Source organism: Sphingopyxis sp. SCN 67-31 (genome assembly GCF_001725095.1).
The window spans coordinates 11,796-27,154 of record NZ_MEFH01000072.1 but is presented as its reverse complement, the minus strand read 5'-3'; the positions used below and the strand labels follow the sequence as shown (position 1 = coordinate 27,154).

The following is a 15,359-nucleotide window of genomic DNA, read 5'->3' as shown; positions in this document are numbered from 1 at the left end:
AATGAGCAGCAACATCCTGCGTTCGGCGATCGCGGCCGTGGCCGGCATCGTCATCGCCTTCGGCCTGATCTGGCTCGCCCAATATGCGGGCAGCGAATTGTCGCCCGATGTCTATGATCCGCAGACCGGCGAAGTGCTGATCCCGGTCGGTTCGACCGTCGCGCTGCTCGTCGGCTGGTTCGTCGGCACCTTCGCCGGCGGCTGGGTCGCGATGCGCGTGTCGGGCGGCACGGGCGCGGGATGGATCGTCGCGGGCGCGGTGATCGGCGCCGGCGTCTATCGCGCGGTCACGCTCGCCGACGCCTGGTGGATCATACTGCTCGGCATCCTGATCCCGCTCGCCGCCGCATGGGCAGCGCAGCGCGCCACCGCCGTCGCGGCGCCCTGATCCGCGGCCCGGTGAGCGCCGGGAATACAGCATGACGCCTTGGAAGGAATCGTCATTGCGAGCAGAGCGAAGCAATCCAGGGCGGTTTACGCCACTCTGGATTGCTTCGCTCCGCTCGCAATGACGGAGAAGTATCCGCGCCTTCGCGGGGATGCTGATGAAGGTCCCGGTTTTCGCTGGCAACGTGATTTTCGCGGGATGGCTATTGGCCTTCCCGGTCCACCGCCGCCTGCACCTGCTTGTAGAAAGCCTCGCGCGCCGCGCCGACGCCCTCGGGGTCGGTCGCGGTCGGCCAGTTGCCGTTCGACGCGATCACCAGCCGCCGCTTCGGGTCGATGAAGATGCCCTGGCCGAAGATGCCCTGCGCGGCGAAGCTGCCGTCGTCGTTGGTCCACCATTGATAGCCATAGCCGCGCCCCGGCATGTCGATATCGGCCTGCTTCGTCGTCGCCGCGGCAAGCCAGTCGTCGGGCAGCACCGTCTGCCCGCCCGCGACGCCGCCGCCGAGGATGAACTCGCCGAAGCGCGCATAGTCGCGCAGGCTCGCCGACAGGCAGCAGCCGCTGATCTCGTGCCCCGTCGGGCCGAGCATCCACACGGCGTTCTGCTCCATCCCGAACGGCCGCCAGACCTTTTCGGACAGATAGGCGGACAGCGTCTTGCCGGTCGCGCTCGATACGAGCACCCCGATCAGATTGGTCTCGCCGGTCTTGTAGACCCACTTCGACCCCGCGGGCGCTTCGCGCGGCAAGGTCTTCATATAGCTGACCGTTATATCCTCACCCGGGACCGGCTGTTGCAGGTTGAACTGCGCGACGTCGGATTTGGGATCGGTATAATCCTCGTTCCATTGGACGCCCGACGTCATCGTCAGCAACTGGCGGACACTGACGTCGTCATAGGCCGAACCTTTCAGCCCCGGGATATAGGCGGTGACCTTGTCGTCGAGGCTCTTGATGAAGCCGTCCTTCACCGCGGCGCCAACCAGCGTCGAGGTGAAGCTCTTGGCCACCGAAAAGCTTGTCCAGCGCCCATCGGGGACATAGCCGAGCGCATATTTCTCGAGGCGTATCTTCCCATCCTGAACGATGATCAGCCCGGCGTTGCGCTGCCCCGCCATATAGGCATCGACGTCGATGCCGAGGTCGACCGGCGCGCCCTGCGGCAGCGGGTGGACCGGGCCACCCGCCTCGACCGTGTGGACGACCACCTTCGGGACCGTCTCCATCGTGCGAAAAGCGAGGTCACGCTGGTCCTGGCTCCAAAACAGCACGTTCAGATCCTCCGGCAATTGGGTTGTCGTCTGGGCCGATGCGGGGGCACTCCCCACGGCCGCCGCGGCGCAAAGCAGCGCCGCCATTGCAAATCGTCGCAAATCTGTCTCCCCTTCTTCCTGTTTTTCAGCCCGCCTTTTCGAGCGTGACCTGCGCGACGTCGATGCCGCCGCCACGGAAACCGCCCTCGCAATATTGCAGATAATAGCGCCACAGGCCGACGAAGCGGTCGTCGAAACCGGCGGGCAGGCGCCCGTCGCCGACCGCCGCGTCGAAGCGCGCGCGCCATTCGCGCAGCGTTTCGGCATAGTCGCCGCCGAACCGCCGGACGTCGCGCCACGCGAGCTCGCGCGCTTCGGCGAGTGCCTGGAAGCGGCTTTCCGAGATCAGGCAGCCGCCGGGAAAGATGTGGGCCTGGATGAAATCGCTGCTCGCGGCATAGCGCGCGAACAGCGCGTCGTTGATCGCGATATACTGGATCACCGCCTTCCCCCCGGGCCGCAGCAGCCGCGCGATCGTGTCAAGATAGGCGGGCCAATAGGCCTGCCCCACCGCCTCGACCATCTCGACGCTCGCGATCGCATCGAACGCGCCGGTCATGTCGCGATAGTCGCACAGGGCGATGCGCGAGCGGTCCGACAGGTCGACCGCGGCGAGCCGCGCGGCGGCGACCTCCGCCTGCGCCGGCGACAGCGTGATGCCGGTGTAGAGGACGTCGTGCCGCTCGACCGCGCGCTCGGCCAGCGCGCCCCAGCCGCAGCCGATCTCGAGCAGGCGGCTGCCCGACCGCAGGTCGAGCCGGTCGAGGATCGCATCGACCTTCGCCGCCTGCGCCTCCTCCAGCGTCTGCGCGGCATCGGCAAACAGCGCGCTCGAATAGTTCAGGCCAGCGTCGAGCCACAGGCGGTAGAAATCATTGCCGAGATCGTAATGCGCGAGGATGTTGCGCCGCGCGCCGCTGCGGCTGTTGCGGTTGAGGAAATGCGCGGCTCGGTTGATCCAGCGCCATGGTCCGCGCGCGCGCGCCGCCCGGCCCAGCGATTCCGCGTTGCGCATGAACAGGTCGAACAGCGGCACCGGGTCGACCGACGACCATTCACCGCGATCCCATGCGCGATACCAGCCCACCGAGCCCGAGAGCGCGAGACGCACCAGCGCGGACCAGCTCTGCACATGGACGACCGCGACCGGTCCCTTGCCGCGGCCGCCCAGCATGCGGACGCTGCCGTCGGGCAGATGCCCCTCGATCGCGCCATGGTCGAGCCCCGCGTCGATGCGGTCGAGCTGGCGGTGGAAGAAGGCGGCCGGCGCGTGCCGGATCAGTCGCGGCACGAGCCCGCCGGAGCGGAACGAACGCTCCGCCCCCAGCAGCCTCTCGCCGCGCGCCTTCCTGACATGCGTGTTCATAGACCTTGTGTGCCGCAAAGCGGCGCGCAAGACAATCGCCTGTCGCGCGGCGCCATGACGTCAGGGCCCGGCTCCGCGCGCACGGCGGAACCCTAAAGGTCGGGTCCGCCTTCCTTCACCGTCCAGGTCTGCCCCTTCTTGAGCAGCCCCTGGAGGTCGGCCGTCTTGCCTGCGGCGGCGGCCTCATTTTGGCGCCAGACATCGGCCTCGAAGGTCGGGCGCGGGTCGTCGTAGAGGACGCCGAGCGCCATCGGGAACTCGCCGAAGCGCATCTCGACCAGCATGTGCGCGACGCTGCGGTTGGTGACGTCGTGGACGATTACGCCCGCCGCCTGCCAGTCGCCGTCGACCACGTCGACGACCTTGAGCGTCAGCGCCGCATGGTCGAGCGCAATCCCCTTGGCGCCCTTGGCGAACAGCATCGGCTCGCCATGCTTCAGCCAGAGCTGGCGGTCCTCCGCCCCCTTGGGCGCGGCGAAATCCTCGAACACGTCCTTGTTATAGACGATACAGTTCTGGAAAATCTCGATAAAGGCGGCGCCCTTGTGGGCGTGCGCGGCCTTCAGCACGTTCGGCAGCTCCTTCGACACGTCGAAGCCGCGCGCGACGAAGCGCGCCCCCGCGCCGAGCGCGAAGGCACAGGGCTGCGCCGGGCGGTCGATCGAACCGAAGGGGGTCGAGGGACTGTTCGTCCCGACGCGGCTCGTCGGCGAATATTGTCCCTTGGTCAGGCCATAGATCTCGTTGTTGAACAACATGATCTGGCAGTCGAGATTGCGGCGGATGACGTGCATCGTGTGGTTGCCGCCGATCGACAGCCCGTCGCCGTCGCCGGTGATGATCCACACGTCGAGGTCCGGATTGGCGAGCTTCAGCCCCGTCGCGAACGCCGGCGCGCGGCCGTGGATCGTGTGGAAACCATAGCTTTCGACATAATAGGGAAAGCGCGACGAACAGCCGATGCCGCTGATGAACACCGTATTTTCCGGCACCGCGCCGATGTCGGGCAGCGTGCGCTGCACCGCCTTCAGGATCGCATAGTCGCCGCAGCCGGGGCACCAGCGGACCTCCTGATCGGTCTCCCAGTCCTTGAGCGTCGTGGTGCGGGCGATGGTGGTCATCTCGTTCATGCTGTTTCCTCTCGGGGCAACGACGCTTTCGCGTCAGCCCAGCGCCTCCTCGATGGCGGCTTCGATCTCGGCGATGCGGAAGGGCTGGCCCGAAACCTTGTTCACCGGTTTCGCGTCGACCAGATACTGGTCGCGGAGCACCGTCTTGAGCTGGCCCGTGTTCATCTCCGGCACGATGACCCGGTCGTAGCTCTTGAGCAGCGCGCCCAGATTGGCGGGCAGCGGCCAGATGTGGCGGATATGGATGTGGCTGACGTCCGCTCCTTCGGCGCGCTTGCGGCGCACCGCCTGGTGGATCGGGCCATAGGTCGATCCCCAGCCGACGACCGCGAGCCGGCCGCCCTCGGCGCCGAGTTCGACGATCTGGTCGGGAACCTTGATCCCGTCGATCTTCATCTTGCGCAGGTCGGTCATCGCCTGATGGTTGGCGGGCTGATAGTTGAGGTGGCCGGTGTCGACCTCCTTCTCGATCCCGCCGATGCGGTGGAGCAAACCGGGCGTTCCCGGCTTCACCCACGGGCGCGCCAGCTTTTCGTCGCGTCCATAGGGCTTGAAGCCGCCCTCCGGCACTTCGGTCAGGAACTCGACCGGGAACGCCTCATAAGCGGTCAGGTCGGGGACCTTCCACGGTTCGGCGGCATTGGCGATGTAGCCGTCGGTCAGCAGCATCACGGGCGTCATATATTGCGTCGCGATGCGGCAAGCCTCGATCGCGCATTCGAAGGCGTCGCCCGGCGAGCGCGCGGCGATTACCGGCATCGGCGCATCGCCGTTGCGGCCATAGACCGCCTGATAGAGGTCCGACTGCTCGGTCTTGGTCGGCAGGCCGGTCGAGGGGCCGCCGCGCTGCGAGTTGACGATGACCAGCGGCAGCTCGGTCATGATCGCGAGCCCCATCGCCTCGCCCTTGAGCGCGATGCCCGGCCCCGACGAACTGGTCACGCCGAGCGAACCGCCATAGCTGGCGCCGATCGCCGAGCAGATGGCGGCGATTTCGTCCTCGGCCTGAAAGGTCGTGACGTCATATTCCTTGAGCCGCGACAGATGGTGGAGGATCGCCGACGCAGGCGTGATCGGATAGCCGCCGAAGAACATCGGCAGCTTCGCAAGCTGCGCGCCCGCAACGAGGCCGAGCGCGATCGCCTCGGCCCCCGTCAGCGTGCGATAAAGGCCCGGTGCTACGGGCGCCGGCGCGACGTGATGCTGCTTGAGCGGCCCCGACAGCTCGGCCGTCTCGCCGAAGGCGTGGCCCGCATTGAGCGCCGCGATATTGGCGTCGGCGAGATTGGGGTCCTTGGCGAACTTCGCCTTCAGCCATTCGATCAGCGGCTGGCGGTCGCGGTCGAACATCCAGAGCGCCAGCCCCAGCGTCCACATGTTCTTGCAGCGCAGCGCTTCCTTGTTGCCGAGCCCGAAGGGCTTGACCGCGTCCATCGTCGCCTGGCTGATGTTGAGCTTGAGGAGCTGCCACTTGGCGAGGCTGCCGTCCTCGAGCGGGTTCGCGTCATATTTCGCCTTGGCGAGGTTGCGGTCGTTGAACTCGCCCTCGTCGGCTATGATCAGCCCGCCGGGCTTGAGCTGGGGGACATTGGTCTTGAGCGCCGCGGGGTTCATCGCGACGAGCACGTCGGGCGCGTCGCCCGCGGTCGTGATCTCGCTCGACCCGAAATTGATCTGGAAAGCCGAAACGCCGAACAGCGTGCCCTGCGGCGCGCGAATCTCGGCGGGAAAGTCGGGGAAGGTCGCCAGATCGTTTCCGGCCAGCGCGGTCGAAAGCGTGAACTGGCCCCCGGTAAGCTGCATGCCGTCGCCCGAGTCGCCCGCGAAACGCACCACCACCGCATCGGAAAGGGAGGACTCGGGTGCTGCCGCCTCGTCCGCTACCGCTGTCGCCATTCTATCTTCTGCCTTCAAAACCTGCGAACCGTGATTCGGCCTAGGCTCGTCCGCGCCAAGCCGCAATTGAGAAAAAATTGTCGGCGGCCAAGCAGCCGCGCACCCGCCATTCCAAAACCAGTTGTCAAATGCCATTGAATTATCCGCGGCGATGCCGAATAGCTTGCGCAGACAACAGCAAGGGATCGACAGGATGACCGACGGCACCACCCCCTATGTCCGCCCCGATGTGGCGGGTTTTCTCGCCTTCCTGAACGCGCAGGAGGGCCCGAAGATGGAGGAACTGCCGCCGGAGGGCGCGCGCGGGATGATGCGCGCGATGGGGCAGCTTGCCGACGTCCCGCGCGGCGCCATCGCCAAGGTCGAGGATCGCACCATCCCGGGGCCGGCAGGCGCGATTCCGATCCGCATCTACGACGAACGCCCCGACCGCGAAGCGGGGCCGGTGATGGTCTTCTATCACGGCGGCGGCTTCGTGATCGGCGATCTCGAAACCCACGATCCCTATTGCGCGGAGGCGGCGCGCATCCTCGACATGCCGGTGATCGCGGTCGATTACCGCCTAGCTCCGGAACACCCCTTCCCCGCCGCGCCCGAGGATTGCGAAGCCGCGACACGCTGGGTCGCCGACAATTTTCCCTGCACCGGCCTGGTCCTGTCGGGCGACAGCGCGGGCGGCAACCTGACCATCGTCACGGCGCTGTCGCTGCGCGACCGGCCGGCGTCGAAACCGGTGATCGCCATCCATCCCATCTATCCGGCCGTGTCGACCCACAACGACTGGCAGAGCTACCGCGATTTCAAGGAAGGCCATTTGCTGACCGAAGCCGGCATGACCTGGTTCGGCGACCAGTATCAGTGGGTCGAGGACGATTACCGCGCCGCGCCGCTGAACTTCCCTGCCGAAGGCCTGCCGCCGACGCTGCTCGTCACCGCGGGCCTCGACCCGCTGCGCGACCAGGGCCGTGCCTATGCCGCCAAGCTGATCGAGGCGGGCGTGCCCACGACCTATCGCGAGGCGGCGGGCACCATCCACGGCTATATCTGCCTTTCGCAGGGCGTTCCGAGCGCCAGGGACGATATTCGCGGCAACCTGACCGTCCTCAAGGCGATCGTGGCCGAACAGACGGCATGAGCGACGCCGGCGCCCTGCCCTATCGCCCCTGCGCGGGGGTGATGCTCGCCAATCGGACCGGCCGCATCTTCGTCGGCCAGCGACTCGATTCGAGCGCCGACGCCTGGCAGATGCCGCAGGGCGGCATCGACCCCGGCGAGGATGCCGAAGCCGCGGCGCTGCGCGAGCTGGAGGAGGAAACGGGCGTCCACGCGGGGCTGGTCGACATCATCGCGCGCAGCCGGACCGAGCATCTCTACGACCTTCCCGACGATCTGATCGGCACGGTGTGGGGCGGCCGCTATCGCGGGCAGCGCCAGAACTGGTTCCTGATGCGCTTCATGGGCGAGGATGCCGACGTCCATATCGTCACCCCCCATCAGGAATTCCGCGCGTGGCGCTGGGCAGAACTCGACGAGCTCGAAAGGCTGATCGTCCCGTTCAAGCGCGCGCTCTATCGCGCGGTGGTCGAGGAGTTCCGCCCGCTCGTTTAGAATCTGTGGGGATACGGTTTCGGCGCGGTTTCTCTTTTCCTCATCCTGAGCTTGCTTGGCCTATATGCGCCCATCAGGCAGATAAGGTCTGTTCCCCGGCGAAAGCCGGGGCCCAGATGGCACAGCGCTGCCGCGCGTGGACCCCGGCTTTCGCCGGGGAACGGTTGTTCCTTGCCGGAAAAGAATCTTCACCAACCTGCTCAGGATCCGTATCCGCCCTCCGCTAAACGGCGCCCATCTCAATCCGTTCGTGTCGAGCGAAGTCGAGACACCCATCGGCCTTGCGCTACACCGATTAGGTGTTTCGACTTCGCTCGACACGAACGGGACGGTGACTCGGATAGGGTGCGCCAAGGATTGCACGCCGGGCTTACAATCGCCGGCCGCTTGCGATAGGCGCCGCCGCATGCGCGACGCGCCATCCCATGTTCCCGAGCCGCTGGCGCTCTATGCCATCGGGCTCGGGTCGAACCGTCGCCATGCGCGCCATGGCGATCCGCGGCGAGTGCTGCTGGCCGCGCTCGCCGCGATGGAGAGCGTCGGGATCGAGCCGGTCGACGCGAGTCCGATCATCGCCAGCGCACCGCTCGGCCCGTCGCGGCGGCGCTACGCCAATGCCGTCGCGCTCGTCGCGTCGCCGCTCAGCCCGCCCGAAATGCTCGATCGACTGAAGGCGATCGAGGCGGCCTTCGGGCGCCGCAAGGGCCAGCGCTGGAGCGCGCGGACGCTCGACCTCGATATCCTGCTCTGGTCGGGCGGGGCGTGGAGCGACGCGGCGCTGACCATCCCCCATCCGGAGATGGCCCGGCGCCTTTTCGTGCTGCGCCCCCTGACGACGATCGCGCCGCGCTGGCGCCATCCGCTGGCGCAGCGAAGCATCCGCCAATTGCTGCGAAGACTCGAACGCCCGAGGCCCATCGACCGCAAGGCCGCGGCGCACGAGGCCGGTGGACGGTCGGAGGTCTAGGTCGCAGACCTAGGTTCCGGAAGGCGAGCCGTTCGAGACGGATGCGACGACAGCCGGGTCCAGCGACACATCCCTGGGGGTTCCATATCCCTGATAGCGGATCGCGTGCAGATCGGTCAGGCACTCGGCAACCTGGGCCCAGAAATCGGCTTCGGCCACTTCGCCGGATGCCTTGAACTGCGCGATCTTGCCGGCGATGATCCGCGGCGCCTCGTCGCCATAGCGGCTTTCGAACGCGAGCGCCTGTCCCCACAGGTCGTGATCGGCTTTGGCTCCCATGTCGCGACTCCATTTTCCATGCCTGTGGGCTGCAAGGACGATATGAGCCGCCCGCAACGGCTTCCATAACAAAGGTTAGGGACCGACGCGCGGCGCGAACCCGTCGGCCTCGCGCTGCGCGCCATCGTTCGAAAGCAGATCGTCGAGCGCGAGCGCATCGCCCAGAGCAGCAAAGGACGCCGTATTGTCGAAGATGCACCACGCCGGCGCCGCCGATTCCGCCTGCGCGATCTGCGCGCCATAGGATTTCAGCCGCTCGGCCCCATAGGGCGAATGATAGACGACGGGCGACCCGTGCAGCCGCCAATAGGAAAAGCCGCGCCATCCGCCGGGCATTGCCGCCGCAGGAACCCGGGCTGGATCGGCGGCAACCCGCGCGATCCGCAGGCTGGCGAGCAGGTCGTCGGCCTCGGCCGCGAACCAGCTTGCATGCCGTGGTTCGCACACCACGCGAGCCGCCGACGCGGCGGTAAGCTGGTGAAAGAAGGTTTCGGCAATAGCGGAATCGAAGACGAGCTTCGGCGGCAACTGAACGAGCAGCACGCCCAGCTTATCGCCAAGACCGGCCATCTCGTCGAGCAGCTTCGCGATCGGGTCGCCGCAATCGGCCAGCGCCCTTTCATGGGTGATCGTGCGGGGCACCTTGACCGAAAAGCGGAAATCGTGCGGCACGATGGCGCCCCATCGCGACCATGTCTCGGGACGGTGGGATCGGTAGAAGGATGAATTGACCTCCACGCACGAAAGCCGCGCGGCATAGCGTTCGAGCGCGAAGCCTTCGTGCGGAAAGCCATCGGCATAACGCGCCGCGATGCTCCAGCCCGCCGTTCCGATCCTGACCGACATGTGTTTCCCAACGCCCTTGCGGCGCGGGCGTTCCGGTGTCGGCCGCCCTCGTAGACGGCTTTATCCCGCCCGTTCCCTTCGGGCGAATTTCCGAACCGCGACGCAAAGCGCAATCGTCAGCGCGATGGCGGCGAGGTCGGCATACCAGTCGCCGATGTCGCCGTCGCGGTGCAGCGTCGGCACCGACTGCACGAACTCGATCAACGCGCCAAGCGCCGCCAGCGCCGCGAGGATCCAGAACCAGCGGACGGCGGGATAGGCCAGGAAGAACAGCAGGGTCAGCACCACGAAAGCCAGCATATGCTGCGATTTGTCGCTTTCGATCAGCATGGGGGGTTGCGGAGACCATGCGAACCAGAGCGTGACGAGCAGCGCCAGCCAGAAGAAGAGCCTGAACAATCGATCCATACGGCCGCCCTATACCGCATCAGGACCATGTGCGTGCAAGCACTTCCGCCCTCGCGTCCATCTCGCCGGGTTCGCTTTCGCCGACCAGCGCGTAGGACATGTCACCGCGCCGCCAGTAGGCTACCGACTGCGCGCCCTCGCGGATCGCGTCGGGCTGTTCGGGCGCGCCATTCTTCCGGCGCTGTAGGAAGATGGAAAGCCGGTCGCCCTCCTGCGTCTGCACCGCCATCAGCAGCGCCGGGCCCCGCTCCGTCGGAAAGAGCTGCACGTCGGTGACCGTCCAGTCCTCCGGCACCGCAGGCACGGCGATGTTGGTCGCGCGGCGGATTTCCTGCGCGTTGAAGCGCGGCGCCTCGACCTGCGAATCCATCGCCGCGCGCAAAAGAGCGACGCGGTGCGAAGTCAACGCATCGTCGACATAGGCAGGCGGCGTGCGGATGACGATCGTCAGCACCAGCGCCGCCATTCCCGCGGCCGCCAGCCCGCCCAGCGGCGCCCAGAGCCGGCGCCGCACGGGTGCTGCGGAGGAAAGCGAACGCGCCGCCTCGATCAGATGCGCCGGCACCGGCTGCCGGCCGCGCGCGAGGAGTTGCAACGCGCTGCGTCGCCCCATGTCGCCCAGAACCGCCGCTGCCTTTTCGGGATGGCGGCGCAGATAGTCCTCGACCGCGAAACGGCCTTCGACATCGAGCTCGCCGTCGATATAGGCATCGATCTCCATATCGCTCGGTCCGTCAGTCACCCCGCCCTCCCACGATGCGCAGCGCGGTCGTCGGGACCGGCTGCTCGTCCAGTTCGCGAAGCGCCGTGCGCGCCCGGGCGAGCCGCGACATCACCGTCCCGACCGGAACATCCAGCAGGTCGGCGCATTCCTGATAGCTCAGTCCCTCGACCGCGGTCAGGTGCAGCACCGCGCGCTGATGCTCGGGCAGCGCCGCGAAGCAGCGCGCGATATCAGTTAGCCGGGCGTGATGTTCCTGCGCCGCGTCCGAATGGGCGACCAGCGTCTCGGCGAAGCGGTCGTCGCGCCGTCGCTCGGCCGCCCGCCGCCGGAGCCCGGAAACGAAGACGTTGTGAACGATCGCGAGCAGCCAGCGCTGGCGGCTCCGGCCCCGCTTGTAACCAGCATCGCGCTCGATCGCGCGAACGACGGCGTCCTGCACCACGTCGTCGGCGTCGTGGTGATCGCGCGCCAGCGCGCGAGCATAGCGTCGCATCGCAGCCAGCTCGCCGGCGATATCGTCGTCTTCATGGCGATCGGTCATCGCGGGCTCATATGCACCAAAAGCACCGGTTTCGCCATCGTCAGGCGACTTTCGCCAAGGTCGGAACGGATTCGCGGCGCGCGACGCGCTCATAGACGCGCGCGACCTCCGCCAGTATCTCGTCCCAGCGGAAGCGGTCGGCCGCGTCGCTCGCCGCGCGGCCCAGCAGGCGAAGGCGGGCCGGCTCGCCGATGAGCCGCGCCGCCGCGGCCGCATAGGCCCCGGCGTCGCGCGCCGGCACTAGCAGGCCGGTCCGTTCGTGATCGATCAGCGCCGACGCGCTCGCGACATCGGCCGACACCACGCCGAGGCCGGACGCCATCGCCTCCAGATTGACGTTTCCGAAGGCTTCGGTGACGCTGGGGTTGATGAGAAGATCGGCGCTCGCCACCGCCTGGCCCAGTTCGCTTCCTTCGAGCAAGCCCATGAAGGTCGCGTTGGGCAAACGGCGCGCGATCCAGTCGCGCGCCGGACCGTCGCCGACGATCATCGGGCGCACCGCCAACCCCTGCGACCGCAGGCGGGCGATCGTCTCGGCGAACAGGCCGAGCCCCTTTTCGAGCACCAGCCGGCCGAAGAACAGCGGCACGATCTCGTCCGGCTTGTAGCCCAGCCGGGCACGCAGCGCCTCGCTCCGCAGCGCCGGATGAAACATCGCGCGGTCGACCCCGCGCGACCATATCGAGACCTTCCGATCGCCGAAGCGGCTGGCCATCTCGTCGCGGATCGGCGGCGTCGGCGCGAGGATGTGATCGCTGTCGCCGTAGAAGCGCGCCAGATAATCGACGACGGGCCGCCGCAGGAAGCCGAGGCGATAATAGTCGAGATAGGTTTCGAACCGGGTGTGCAGGCTCGCCACCACCGGGATACCGGCGGCCCGCGCATATTTCTGGGCCTGCCGACCGAGAATGTCGGGCGCGGACAGGTGGACGATGTCGGGCGCAAAAGCCTCCATGTCCGAGCGCGCCGCGCGCGTGAAGCCGAGCGCGAGCCGATATTCGGGGCGCCCGGGAATGCAGGCCGAGCGGACCGACACGACGTCGCCGACCGAAGCGAAAGCCTTTTGCGGGGCCGTCGGCGAATAGATGCGCACCTGCGCGCCCGCCTGGTGCAGAAGATGGTCCACCAGACGGTTCAGCGCGCGGTTGGCGCCATCGCGAACGCAATCATAATTTCCGGAGAACAAGGCGATCCGCAAGGGGGCGGTCCGCGTGGACCGGGGCTGGACAAGCAAGGGAGAGGAACGTGTAAAATGCCGGACATGCCAGGCATACGCCTGTAGCGGCCCGGTTATTCCATCGGCTCGCGCCCGATCTACGGAGCGCCGGTTCCCTCCCGGTCGATCAGCCCGGTGTCGAGCAACGGCGCGGCGTCGATATCCGCGGCGCCCAGAAGCGCCGCCAGCCGTTCGGTGCTCGCGAGGATCATCGCCTGTTCCCACGACGGCAGCGCGGCGAAGCGGTGCGCGAAGATTTCCTGCAGCGCATCCGGCGCATCGGCGAGCCGCTGCCGGCCCTCCGTGGTCGCATCCAGGAATATCTGCCGCTTGTCCCGCTCGCTGCGCCGCCGCGTCACGAGGCCGAGGGCGACGAGCCGGTCGGTGATGGCCGTGATCGTGGCGTGGCTGAACTGGAGCCGCTGGGCGATCGTTCCCGGCGTGACCTCTTCCCGCGCCTCGACCTCGCGCAGGACGAGCAGTTGCGACGGGGTCAGGCCGGTCGCCGCTGCCAGCTTGCGGCTCCCACGATCGGTCGCGCGCAGGATACGCCGCAAGGCCTTCAGGGTCGCATTCGCAATCTCGGTCTGCATGCGCCCCTGTTAGCGGCACGGAGGGGCGGCACCAATCCCATTCTTCCCGATGAATGCGGGTAAATATATTTCGCTTTATGAACCATTTTTCCCCGCAGGGGTTGATCGCTTCTCAATAATGCGTATGTTTTTGCACATCCCCACTCGCAATTTTTCATGCGACTCCGAAATATATTTCAGGAGATGAACGATACTGGATCAACGCCAGAATAATGAATCCTTGCCCTTGAGGCCTGTGTCGGACGCGGCGCCGGCATCGATGCCGGGTCTGCAACTGCGCAGACCGGTTGCCGAAGACGGACCGGCGATCACCGCCCTGATCGCGCGCTGCCCGCCACTCGATCGCAATTCCGCCTATTGCAACCTCATCCAGTGCGCACATTTCGCCGATCAGTGCATCGTGGCGGAAAAGGACGGCCGGATCGTCGGCTGGGTGTCCGGCCACCGCCCGCCGTCCGACCCGCACGCCTTTTTCGTGTGGCAGGTGGCGGTCGCGGTCGAGGGGCGCGGGAAAGGACTCGCCAGTCGGATGATCGGGGCATTGTTCGCCCGTCCCGCGCAGCAGGATGCAACGCATCTGACGACGACCGTCACCGACGACAATGATGCCTCGTGGGCGCTCTTTCGCGGCCTCGCGCGCGCCTGGGACGCGCCGTTCGAGCGTAGCGTCCTGTTCGACAACAAGACCCATTTCGCCGGTGCGCACGCCACCGAATATCAGGCCCGCATCGGCCCGATCGATCGCAGCAAGTTTCAGCAAGCACAGGGATAACCATGACCATGACACCTCAACCGTCCGGCGCGATTCCGGACAGGAGCATCTATGAGCGCCGTGAATCGGGGGTCCGCAGCTATGCCCGGTCGATGCCGCGCCAGTTCGGCAAGGCGGCGGGCGTGTGGATGCACGACAATCGCGGCGGCCGCTATCTCGATTTCCTGTCGGGCTGCTCGACGCTCAACTATGGACACAACCATCCGATCCTGAAGCAGGCGCTGCTCGACTATATCGGCGGCGACGGCATCGCTCACGGCCTCGACCTTCATACCGACGCGAAGGCGGCCTTCCTCGAAACCTATGAGGCGCTGATCCTGAAGCCGCGCGGGCTCGACTATCGCGCGATGTTCACGGGCCCGACCGGCACCAACGCGGTCGAAGCGGCGATCAAGCTCGCGCGCAAGGTCACGGCGCGCGAGATGGTCATCGCCTTCACCAACGGCTTTCACGGCATGACGCTGGGCGCGCTCGCCTGCACCGGCAATGCCGCGAAGCGCGGCGGCGCGGGCGTGCCGCTGTCCCATGTCAGCCACGAACCCTATGACGGCTATCACGGGCCCGAAGTCGATACCGCCGACCTGCTCGCGCAGCGGCTCGCCGACCCGTCGAGCGGCCTCGACGCCCCCGCCGCGATCCTCGTCGAAACGGTGCAGGGCGAAGGCGGCCTCAACACCGCATCGCCTGAATGGCTGCGCCGCATCGCCGCGCTGGCGAAAGCGCATGGCGCGCTGCTGATCGTCGACGATATCCAGGCCGGCTGCGGGCGAACCGGCTCCTTCTTCAGCTTTGAAGGGATGGGTTTCACGCCCGACATCGTCACCCAGGCCAAGTCGCTGTCGGGCATGGGGCTGCCCTTTGCGCTGACGCTGTTCCGGCCCGAATTCGACCAATGGTCGCCGGGCGAGCATAACGGCACCTTTCGCGGCAACAACCACGCCTTCGTCACCGCCACCGCCGCACTGCGCCATTTCTGGAGCGACGGGGCCTTCACGGCGGATATCGCGCGACGCGGCGACCTGCTCGCGGCGCGGCTCGATGCGATGGCCGCCGAGCATGGCTTCGAGACCCGCGGTCGCGGCATGATGCGCGGCATCAATGTCGGATCGGGCGAGCTTGCCGACGCGGTGACCGCCGCCTGTTTCGATGCAGGTCTGATCATCGAGACCAGCGGCGCGCACGGCGAGGTCATCAAGATCCTCGCCCCGCTTATCATCGACGACGCGCTGCTCGCGGGCGGCCTCGACATTCTCGAAACGAGCCTGCGCGAGGCGATGGCCGACGATTTCGCCGTCGCCGCCGAATAGGCC

At 67.0% G+C, this 15,359-nt stretch carries 17 protein-coding genes; 6 read left to right on the top strand and 11 right to left on the bottom strand.

The window, feature by feature from the left end; all coding sequences use genetic code 11:
* Position 1 precedes the first annotated feature (1 nt).
* Complete coding sequence (locus ABS88_RS15210) at positions 2 to 388, top strand: hypothetical protein (RefSeq protein WP_067183833.1); 387 nt, start codon at positions 2 to 4, stop codon at positions 386 to 388.
* Positions 389 to 590: 202 nt separating this feature from the next.
* On the opposite strand, the gene ABS88_RS15205 is transcribed toward ABS88_RS15210, so the two are convergent.
* From ABS88_RS15205 to ABS88_RS15190, 4 genes are all read right to left on the bottom strand, one after another.
* Complete coding sequence (locus tag ABS88_RS15205; protein WP_486570998.1) at positions 591 to 1,748, bottom strand: serine hydrolase domain-containing protein; 1,158 nt, start codon at positions 1,746 to 1,748, stop codon at positions 591 to 593.
* Positions 1,749 to 1,788: 40 nt separating this feature from the next.
* A complete protein-coding gene (locus ABS88_RS15200; RefSeq protein ID WP_286750072.1) occupies positions 1,789 to 3,069 on the bottom strand; it encodes an SAM-dependent methyltransferase in 1,281 nt (426 codons plus the stop codon).
* Positions 3,070 to 3,161: 92 nt separating this feature from the next.
* Positions 3,162 to 4,199 (bottom strand): 2-oxoacid:ferredoxin oxidoreductase subunit beta, encoded by a 1,038-nt coding sequence (locus tag ABS88_RS15195; RefSeq protein ID WP_067109946.1) that lies wholly within the window; start codon positions 4,197 to 4,199, stop codon positions 3,162 to 3,164.
* Between the two features lie 33 nt (positions 4,200 to 4,232).
* Positions 4,233 to 6,095: a 2-oxoacid:acceptor oxidoreductase subunit alpha gene (locus ABS88_RS15190; protein ID WP_286750071.1), complete on the bottom strand. Its 1,863-nt coding sequence runs from the start codon at positions 6,093 to 6,095 to the stop codon at positions 4,233 to 4,235.
* Between the two features lie 193 nt (positions 6,096 to 6,288).
* Here ABS88_RS15190 and ABS88_RS15185 point away from each other — a divergent pair, with 193 nt between their 5' ends.
* The 3 genes from ABS88_RS15185 to folK all read left to right on the top strand — a co-directional run bounded on the left by ABS88_RS15185 (position 6,289) and on the right by folK (position 8,670).
* A complete protein-coding gene (locus ABS88_RS15185; protein WP_286750070.1) occupies positions 6,289 to 7,230 on the top strand; it encodes an alpha/beta hydrolase in 942 nt (313 codons plus the stop codon).
* Positions 7,227 to 7,703, top strand: coding sequence for an RNA pyrophosphohydrolase (locus ABS88_RS15180; protein ID WP_286750069.1), 477 nt, complete (start codon positions 7,227 to 7,229; stop codon positions 7,701 to 7,703). Before ABS88_RS15185 ends, ABS88_RS15180 begins: the two co-directional genes overlap by 4 nt.
* 406 nt (positions 7,704 to 8,109) lie before the next feature.
* On the top strand, positions 8,110 to 8,670 hold the full coding sequence (gene folK / locus ABS88_RS15175; protein WP_286750068.1) for a 2-amino-4-hydroxy-6-hydroxymethyldihydropteridine diphosphokinase: 561 nt from the start codon (positions 8,110 to 8,112) through the stop codon (positions 8,668 to 8,670).
* 9 nt (positions 8,671 to 8,679) lie between these two features.
* On the opposite strand, the gene ABS88_RS15170 is transcribed toward folK, so the two are convergent.
* From ABS88_RS15170 to ABS88_RS15140, 7 genes are all read right to left on the bottom strand, one after another.
* Positions 8,680 to 8,949 (bottom strand): DUF6961 family protein, encoded by a 270-nt coding sequence (locus ABS88_RS15170; protein WP_286750067.1) that lies wholly within the window; start codon positions 8,947 to 8,949, stop codon positions 8,680 to 8,682.
* Positions 8,950 to 9,024: 75 nt separating this feature from the next.
* Positions 9,025 to 9,795 carry a DUF72 domain-containing protein gene (locus tag ABS88_RS15165; protein WP_286750066.1) on the bottom strand — a complete coding sequence of 257 codons (771 nt, stop codon included), beginning with the start codon at positions 9,793 to 9,795 and terminating at the stop codon, positions 9,025 to 9,027.
* 60 nt (positions 9,796 to 9,855) lie between these two features.
* Complete coding sequence (locus tag ABS88_RS15160; RefSeq protein ID WP_148650861.1) at positions 9,856 to 10,203, bottom strand: VanZ family protein; 348 nt, start codon at positions 10,201 to 10,203, stop codon at positions 9,856 to 9,858.
* Between the two features lie 19 nt (positions 10,204 to 10,222).
* Positions 10,223 to 10,945: an anti-sigma factor family protein gene (locus ABS88_RS15155; RefSeq protein ID WP_286750065.1), complete on the bottom strand. Its 723-nt coding sequence runs from the start codon at positions 10,943 to 10,945 to the stop codon at positions 10,223 to 10,225.
* Entirely contained in the window at positions 10,938 to 11,468 is a 531-nt protein-coding gene (locus tag ABS88_RS15150; protein ID WP_286750064.1) for a sigma-70 family RNA polymerase sigma factor, read from the bottom strand. Before ABS88_RS15150 ends, ABS88_RS15155 begins: the two co-directional genes overlap by 8 nt.
* Positions 11,469 to 11,508: 40 nt before the next feature.
* Positions 11,509 to 12,654, bottom strand: coding sequence for a glycosyltransferase family 4 protein (locus ABS88_RS15145; protein ID WP_502686153.1), 1,146 nt, complete (start codon positions 12,652 to 12,654; stop codon positions 11,509 to 11,511).
* 128 nt (positions 12,655 to 12,782) lie between these two features.
* Complete coding sequence (locus ABS88_RS15140; protein WP_286750062.1) at positions 12,783 to 13,277, bottom strand: MarR family winged helix-turn-helix transcriptional regulator; 495 nt, start codon at positions 13,275 to 13,277, stop codon at positions 12,783 to 12,785.
* 259 nt (positions 13,278 to 13,536) lie between these two features.
* On the opposite strand from ABS88_RS15140, the gene ectA reads away from it, so the two are divergent.
* Positions 13,537 to 14,049 (top strand): diaminobutyrate acetyltransferase, encoded by a 513-nt coding sequence (gene ectA / locus ABS88_RS15135; protein WP_286750088.1) that lies wholly within the window; start codon positions 13,537 to 13,539, stop codon positions 14,047 to 14,049.
* 2 nt (positions 14,050 to 14,051) lie between these two features.
* Positions 14,052 to 15,356 carry a diaminobutyrate--2-oxoglutarate transaminase gene (gene ectB, locus ABS88_RS15130; protein ID WP_286750061.1) on the top strand — a complete coding sequence of 435 codons (1,305 nt, stop codon included), beginning with the start codon at positions 14,052 to 14,054 and terminating at the stop codon, positions 15,354 to 15,356.
* Positions 15,357 to 15,359: the final 3 nt, after the last annotated feature.

What these genes read in the sequence shown, in the direction of transcription:
- ABS88_RS15160 (WP_148650861.1), bottom strand. Translation starts at nt 10,203, where the DNA reads ATGGATCGATTGTTCAGGCTCTTCTTCTGGCTGGCGCTGCTCGTCACG.
- ABS88_RS15170 (WP_286750067.1), bottom strand. Translation starts at nt 8,949, where the DNA reads ATGGGAGCCAAAGCCGATCACGACCTGTGGGGACAGGCGCTCGCGTTC.
- ectB (WP_286750061.1), top strand. Translation starts at nt 14,052, where the DNA reads ATGACCATGACACCTCAACCGTCCGGCGCGATTCCGGACAGGAGCATC.
- ABS88_RS15190 (WP_286750071.1), bottom strand. Translation starts at nt 6,095, where the DNA reads ATGGCGACAGCGGTAGCGGACGAGGCGGCAGCACCCGAGTCCTCCCTT.
- ABS88_RS15195 (WP_067109946.1), bottom strand. Translation starts at nt 4,199, where the DNA reads ATGAACGAGATGACCACCATCGCCCGCACCACGACGCTCAAGGACTGG.
- ectA (WP_286750088.1), top strand. Translation starts at nt 13,537, where the DNA reads ATGCCGGGTCTGCAACTGCGCAGACCGGTTGCCGAAGACGGACCGGCG.
- ABS88_RS15185 (WP_286750070.1), top strand. Translation starts at nt 6,289, where the DNA reads ATGACCGACGGCACCACCCCCTATGTCCGCCCCGATGTGGCGGGTTTT.
- ABS88_RS15210 (WP_067183833.1), top strand. Translation starts at nt 2, where the DNA reads ATGAGCAGCAACATCCTGCGTTCGGCGATCGCGGCCGTGGCCGGCATC.
- ABS88_RS15205 (WP_486570998.1), bottom strand. Translation starts at nt 1,748, where the DNA reads ATGGCGGCGCTGCTTTGCGCCGCGGCGGCCGTGGGGAGTGCCCCCGCA.
- ABS88_RS15165 (WP_286750066.1), bottom strand. Translation starts at nt 9,795, where the DNA reads ATGTCGGTCAGGATCGGAACGGCGGGCTGGAGCATCGCGGCGCGTTAT.
- ABS88_RS15180 (WP_286750069.1), top strand. Translation starts at nt 7,227, where the DNA reads ATGAGCGACGCCGGCGCCCTGCCCTATCGCCCCTGCGCGGGGGTGATG.
- ABS88_RS15200 (WP_286750072.1), bottom strand. Translation starts at nt 3,069, where the DNA reads ATGAACACGCATGTCAGGAAGGCGCGCGGCGAGAGGCTGCTGGGGGCG.
- ABS88_RS15150 (WP_286750064.1), bottom strand. Translation starts at nt 11,468, where the DNA reads ATGACCGATCGCCATGAAGACGACGATATCGCCGGCGAGCTGGCTGCG.
- folK (WP_286750068.1), top strand. Translation starts at nt 8,110, where the DNA reads ATGCGCGACGCGCCATCCCATGTTCCCGAGCCGCTGGCGCTCTATGCC.
- ABS88_RS15140 (WP_286750062.1), bottom strand. Translation starts at nt 13,277, where the DNA reads ATGCAGACCGAGATTGCGAATGCGACCCTGAAGGCCTTGCGGCGTATC.